Source organism: Pannus brasiliensis CCIBt3594, from assembly GCF_036688125.1.
GTDB classification, from domain to species: domain Bacteria; phylum Cyanobacteriota; class Cyanobacteriia; order Cyanobacteriales; family Microcystaceae; genus Pannus; species Pannus brasiliensis.
Genome location: NZ_JBAFSM010000031.1, coordinates 54023 through 60989 on the forward strand (window position 1 = coordinate 54023; position 6967 = coordinate 60989).

The 6967-nt window shown below is 53.2% G+C and carries 4 protein-coding genes; all 4 read left to right on the forward strand.

Features of this window, described 5'->3' with window-relative positions:
- Positions 1 to 141: 141 nt before the first annotated feature.
- Positions 142 to 2250, forward strand: coding sequence for a DNA helicase RecQ (gene recQ, locus V0288_RS15780; protein ID WP_332866088.1), 2109 nt, complete (start codon positions 142 to 144; stop codon positions 2248 to 2250).
- A 245-nt stretch (positions 2251 to 2495) separates the two neighbouring features.
- On the forward strand, positions 2496 to 4058 hold the full coding sequence (locus tag V0288_RS15785) for a hypothetical protein (RefSeq protein WP_422661991.1): 1563 nt from the start codon (positions 2496 to 2498) through the stop codon (positions 4056 to 4058).
- A gap of 135 nt (positions 4059 to 4193) precedes the next feature.
- On the forward strand, positions 4194 to 4844 hold the full coding sequence (locus tag V0288_RS15790) for a DUF2834 domain-containing protein (protein WP_332866090.1): 651 nt from the start codon (positions 4194 to 4196) through the stop codon (positions 4842 to 4844).
- Positions 4845 to 4940: 96 nt separating this feature from the next.
- On the forward strand, positions 4941 to 6967 hold a 2027-nt coding region (locus tag V0288_RS15795; RefSeq protein ID WP_332866091.1), incomplete at its 3' end, for a DUF4912 domain-containing protein.

Consider the following 6967-nt stretch of genomic DNA (forward strand, 5'->3'; position numbering starts at 1 on the left):
GACGCTCGTTCCCCGCACTAACCGAACTCGACTTATTCTCGTATCGATATCGAGAGACGGTGGGGGGTAATCACCGCGGATCGATCGACCGTCAAGGGCTATTATAGACATACTGTACCCTCTCGCTCTCCCGAACCCGCGATGTCGAGATTTGCCGATCTAGAAGGGGCTTTAAAGTATTATTTCGGATACGATCGCTTTCGTCCCAATCAGAAAGCCATCATTCAAGCCGCGCTAGAGAATCGGGATTTACTGGTAATTATGCCCACCGGTGGCGGTAAATCCCTCTGTTACCAACTACCCGCGCTGTTAAAAAAAGGCTTAACCGTCGTCGTTTCCCCCCTGATCGCGCTCATGGAAGATCAGGTGAGCGCGCTAGTCGATAACGGCATCGGCGCGACCTTTCTCAATAGTACCCTGAACGCCAAACAGACGCGCGATCGAGAATCGTTAATCCTCGGCGGGAAAATCAAACTTCTCTACGTCGCGCCCGAACGATTACTCTCGAATAGTTTCCTAGAATTTCTGTCGGTAGTGGATAATTATATCGGTCTTTCCCTGCTGGCGATCGATGAAGCGCATTGTGTTTCCGATTGGGGCCACGATTTCCGCCCGGAATACCGGCAGATCAAACAGGTGCGACAACGGTTTCCCGACGTTCCCCTCCTCGCGTTAACTGCGACGGCTACCGAACGCGTGCGCGAGGATATTATCACGCAATTGGGTTTAAAAGAGGCGGCCGTTTATCTTTCTAGCTTCAACCGCCCGAATCTCTATTACGAAATTCAGCCCAAAGGTAGAGGCACTTACGAACAACTGTTGAACTATATCCGTCAGGAAAAAGGCTCGGGAATCGTCTATTGTTTCAGTCGCAAAACCGTCGATAAGATCGCGTCCAAATTACGGGAAGACGGGATCGAGGCACTTCCCTATCACGCGGGAATGGAGGATAAAGAAAGAAGTCGCAATCAAACCCGTTTTATCCGCGATGACGCTCGGGTGATGGTGGCGACGATCGCTTTCGGCATGGGCATCAATAAACCGGACGTTCGTTTCGTCGTGCATTTCGATCTTCCTCGCAATTTAGAAGGCTACTATCAGGAGTCGGGACGCGCGGGACGGGACGGCGAACCCGCGAAATGTACTCTATTTTTTAGTTTCGGGGATATTCGGAATATCGAGTTTTTTATCAATCAGAAAAACGACGAAAAAGAACAGATGATCGCCCGTCAACAACTGCGGCGGGTGCTGGACTACGCGGAGGGAACCGAGTGTCGGCGATCGATCGTCCTGCGCTACTTCGGGGAGGTGTACGAGGGAGATTGTGGGCTGTGCGATAATTGCCGGAACGAGAAACCGCGGGAGGACTGGTCGATCGAGGCGCAAAAATTTTTGTCCTGCGTGGCGCGTACCGGCCAGAAATTCGGTATGATGCACGTTATCGATGTACTGCGGGGGTCGAAAAAGCAGAAAATCGAACAGTATCAACACCATCTTCTCTCGACCTACGGGATCGGGAAAGATAGAACCGTTGAGGATTGGAAGCTTTTGAGTCGCTCCCTCGTCCATCAAGGCTTACTCGATGAAACTCAAGACGGATATCGTATCTTGAAACTCAATCAGCGTAGTTGGGAAGTCATGCGGAAACAGCGTTCCGTATTTATCGCCGTCCCCCGGAAAACGATCGAGCGAGAATCGGGTGACGACAATTCCCGTCGCGCCGAAAGCGAGTTGTTGTTCGAGCGTCTCCGTCTCCTCCGCAAGAAAATCGCCGACGCGCAAGGTGTGCCTCCCTACGTGATCTTTCACGATTCCACGCTCCGTCTCATGGCGCAGGAACAACCGAGAACTTTAGTCGAATTCGGCCAACTTTCCGGGGTCGGACAGCGAAAATTACAGCAATACGGTGATATCTTCCTCGCGGCGATCGCCGATTTCTGTCAGGAAGTCCTCTCGCCCACCCAACTGATGACCCTGCAATACTATCAGGACGGCTTAAGTATCGAAGAGATCGCTAAAACTCGAAGTATCACCGTTAGCACCGTTGTCGAACATCTCGCGAAGTTGATCGAGGCCGGACAACCGGTAGAGATCGATCATCTCGTCCCGACCGCGAGACGGCAGATCATCCTCCTGACGATCGAGAGAGTCGGCGATCGCTCTTTACGAACGATAAAGGATAATTTAGGCGATAATTACAGCTACGAGGAAATTAAGTTAGTTCTCGCCTGGAAACGACGGATCGGGTAAAATTTAGCGAGAAAACGCCCGTGTTTGTCCCGATTCACAGGAACCCAGAAGGGAGAGTTCGATCGCCCACGCGTGTCTAGAATTATACAAGGTTAAAATTATCGACTTATTCGCTTATTCTAAGCTTTCCTCGCTTTTATCTTTGATTTTTCTTCGGTTTCCTTCCTCCTAATACCCGCCTCATCCTGGTTAGTTGTGGAGAAAAACGTCAATTGTTACTATAGTGACGATCCCCTCTCGTTTTGATAACCTTGGCGAAAAATTCTTCTTCCCGAACCATCCGCGCGCGGACGCGCTCGACTTTCGAGGCTTTGATGGCCTTGCTGGTATTATTTAACTATTTCTTGGTGATTTTCGATCTAACCTATATTCCCCTGCGGGATTTCTGGTTACAGGGACGCTTTCAAGTGACCCTGTTGAGATTTAACGAACCGATAACAATAGGGCCGATTTCTTTTCAGGAAGTAAAGCTCCCCCCCGGAAAACCGTTACAAGTTCCCTTCGTGACGGCGCTTTCCCGATACGACGCGGTGAAAGGAATTCAACCCTATCGAAGCACGAGCAATTATCTGGAAACGGTCGATCGATTGCAACGGGCGATCGAGTCTTCCGCTCCCCCGCGAGAGGTGGATGATATTCTCGTTGCCTTACGTCGGGATAGTTCCAGCATGATCGATACGAATCCCTTTCAGGTCGCCAATAAAACCGGGACGTTAGAGAAAATCAAGAATCTCATGAGAGAGCGGGTTTTCGGAACGGAAAACGCTTCGGCGAAACAAGCTTTTAATATTTTTTGGAGTCGGGATTATTTAACCAAAGAGGGATTCGCGGGAGAGTTGGGATTTTTTAATCACAATATCCGTCCCCTTATCGAGACGAATTATTTTCGACCGATCGGGGAAGATGGACGACCGATCGATAACTTCGAGGCGATCGATTTTTTCTTCGGCATTATTTTCTTCTTGGAATTTTTAACGAGAACCTGGTGGATCTCCCGCACCCACGTCGGTCTGCGCTGGTTCGAGGCGATGTTATGGCGTTGGTACGATGTATTCCTGTTTATCCCCTTTTTCCGATGGTTACGAATTATCCCGACGCTGATCCGTTTACACCAGGCGAAATTGATTAATTTAAACACGATCCGCGAGCAAACGATCCGCGGTTTCGTGGCCACGATTTCCGAGGAAATCACCGAGAGTATCGTGATCCGGGTTCTCAATCAAATTCAGGGATACGTGAGACGGGGAGAGGTGCGGAATTTCCTAATTCGCCAGAAAAATCGGGAGTTTGTCGATCTTAACGATACGAACGAGATCGCCGAGATCGTGAAATTAGTCATTACCGTGATGGTAGACAAAGTGTTACCGCGAATTCAACCGGAAGCGGAAGCGTTGATCAAGTACAATATCGACAAGGCTCTCGCGTCCACTCCCGCCTATCAAAGCCTCCAGAATTTACCGGGAATGAAAGATCTAGAGACCCGATTGAGCGATCGGGTTTCCCGTCAACTCTATCAAGCGTTTATCGACGTATCCCGCGAGTTATCCCGAGAGGATAAAGCCGCCGAACAATTAATCGAGAAGTTAACCGAACGTTTCACGCGGGAAATGGGAACCGAGTTACAGACCCGCAACAGTATCGATCGACTGGAGAATTTAATCATCGCGTTACTCGAAGAGATCAAGTTAAATTACGTTCGGCAGATTACCGACGAGGATATCGAGGTGATACTCGAACAAACTCGCGAGTTACGCCGCAATCAAACGAACACTCCCCGACTAGAACCCGTTCGTTACCGTCGCGAATAGCCGGGATAGGGAGATGGGGAAATTTTTTGCCTTAAAGGGGAAGGGCAAAAGGAAAAAGAGCTTTCTTAATCCTTTCACCTTTACCCTCCCTCACCTCCTGCCTTCTAACTCCTAACTTCTAACTCGTGAAAGATTATGCTTGTCAAAATCGCTTTAGGTTTACTGTGGCTTAGTTTCGCCGTTTACGCGTTTTTTCTCGCCCCACCGGATCGGCCCGATACGCTCGATTTGATTATCGATCTCTCGACGGGGAAATGGCGGGGAATCAACCCGTTAATTATCACCCTTTTTAACCTGATGGGAATCTGGCCGATCCTCTACACGAGTGTGATGCTCGTGGACGGTCGCGCGCGAAAGATTCCCGCCTGGCCGTTCGCGCTCGGTTCCTTCGCGGTCGGCGCGTTCGCGATTTTACCCTATCTCGTTTTCCGTCAACCGGAGGGCGATTTTACCGGCGAGAAAAATTGGATTCTGAAAGTGTGGGATTCGCGCTTTGTCGGGGCGATCGCTTTTCTCGGCGCGTCGGCTCTCTTCGCTTATGGACTGATCGCGGGAGATTGGACGGATTTCGGACAGCAATGGCGATCGAGCCGCTTTATTAACGTGATGAGCCTGGATTTTTGTTTATTAACCCTGTTATTCCCGATATTCCTGCGGGACGATCTCGATCGACGGGGGATCGACAATCCCTTTCTGTTCTGGTCGGTTTCCCTGGTTCCCGTCCTCGGGCCGGCCCTTTACGCGATCGCCCGTCCGCCCCTGCCGGACAAACTTAATCAAACATAACGTTAATCTTCATAAATTTTTCCTGGGTTAGCCGGGAGAAAATTGCTAGAATTTTCCCAAAAAATGACTAGAACTTTTTCGTTTACGATTCTACCTATGTCATACAAGAAATACATCTCTCTTTTCGGTCTGGCCTTGCTCGCGAGCCTAGCTCTCCCGACGATCGAGATCGCCGGCCGCGCGCGACCCGATCGAGCCATCGCCCAATCCGCGCCGGCGGAAACCTTCCCGGTACCGACCGCCGTTCCCGCGGACACCAAGCTGTCGATCGACGGTTCCGCGAGCATGAAAAACATCAATAAAGCCCTCGGGGAAGACTTCCAGAAAGCTTTTCCGGGATCGATCGTGACCGCCGACTACGGTGGCACCCAATCGGCTTTAAAAGCGGTCGAGGAGGGGAAAATCGACCTCGCGGCGATCGGCCGGAATCTCACCGAGGCGGAAAAAGCCAAGGGACTCAAGGAAGTAACCATCACCCGCAACAAGATCGCCCTGATCGCCTCGCCCGATAACCCCTTCGCGGGCAGTCTGACGATCGACCAATTCGCGGACATCTTCCACGGGAAACTCACCGATTGGGTGAAAGTGGGCGGGCCCGCGGGGACGATCGTGTTCGTCGATCGACCCGCGACCAGCGATACCCGTTCCGCGTTCGAGAATTACCCGGTTTTTCAGAAAGAACCCTTTAAAACGGGAAGCAACGCCGTAACCGTCGAGGCGGACACGATCGAGGCCGTCAGCGAGAAATTAGACAAAAACGCGATCGGTTACGCCATCGTCGATCAGGTGGAGAACAACCCGAAAGTCAAAGTTCTCCAGATGCACGACACCCTACCGAGCGACCCGAAATATCCTTTCTCCCAGGCGCTCGTGTACGTCTACAAGGGGCCGAACCCTAGCGCGGCGGTGAAAGCCTTCCTCGGATTCGCGACCGCCCCCGATCGACAGGCGGCGATCGAGACCGCCCGGAAAGCCGACGCGGGCGTTGTCATCCCTCCCGCGACAGATCCCTCTCCCGCCGCCTCCCCCGAAACCACCGCTCAAGTTCCCCCCCCTCCCGCCGGGGAACCGCCGCAACAGACCCCTCCCACTTGGCTCTGGTGGTTGTTACCCCTGGGCGCGCTGATCGCGTTACCGTTCCTCCTCAAAGGTGGCAAGGGCGCGCCGGCGGAGGAAGCCGCGGTGACTCCCGTTCCTCCCGGCGTGGAACCGGTCCCGCCGATCGTCCCCCCCCCGATCGCCAAAACCGGCCGGATTATTCTCGTGCCGCGCGACTGTCGGGATGCCTACGCGTATTGGGAAGTGAGCGACGAGGAGAAAAATGACCTACGCCGTCAGGGGGGCGAGAAATTAGCCCTACGCGTCTACGATGTCACCGATATCGACCTCGATAAACAACCCGCGCGCGATATGCGGGAATACGACTGCCGCGAACTCGATCGGGATCGGCACGTACCCATCCCCCTCGACGATCGCGACTATCTGGCCGAACTCGGTTACGTCACCCCGGAAGGGAATTGGTTGAAACTGGTTCGATCGGAACCCGTTCGCGTCCCGGCCTGTTCCCCCGCGAACGAACTGTTAACCAACGCTAGGGAAACGCTCGCGGACGTTGGAGAAAATCTTTCCGGTGGCGCGGCGACGGCCCTGGCCGGGGTGACGGCGATGGCGGCCGGCGCGGCGGCGGCGGTACACGGTCTCGTCAATCGCGAGGACGAGGAAATCGAAACCCCGGTGGATGATTTCCCGGCACGAGAGATAGGAAGCCGGATCGTTCTCGTTCCCCGCGATAGTCAGGAAGCTTACGCCTATTGGGAGTTGACCGAGGCGGACAAGGCGACGGCCGCGGATCAGAATTTAGTTTTGCGGGTATACGATGTGACGGATATCGATCTCGATGTCCGGCCCGCCCACGACGTACAGGAGTACGATGTTCTCGAATCCGACCGCGATCGCCACGTTCCCATCGCGACGGACGATCGGGATTATCTGGCCGAGATCGGTTATTTTACCGAGGACGGGAATTGGTCGTCGATCGCTCGCTCGAAACACGTTCGCGTCCCGGCCGCCGGTTCCGGATTACTGGAGAACGCGGGAGAAACCGTTTCTAATGTCACCGAAAA

Coding starts and splice junctions, on each gene's coding strand:
- recQ (WP_332866088.1), top strand. CDS start 142: ATGTCGAGATTTGCCGATCTAGAAGGGGCTTTAAAGTATTATTTCGGA.
- V0288_RS15790 (WP_332866090.1), top strand. CDS start 4,194: ATGCTTGTCAAAATCGCTTTAGGTTTACTGTGGCTTAGTTTCGCCGTT.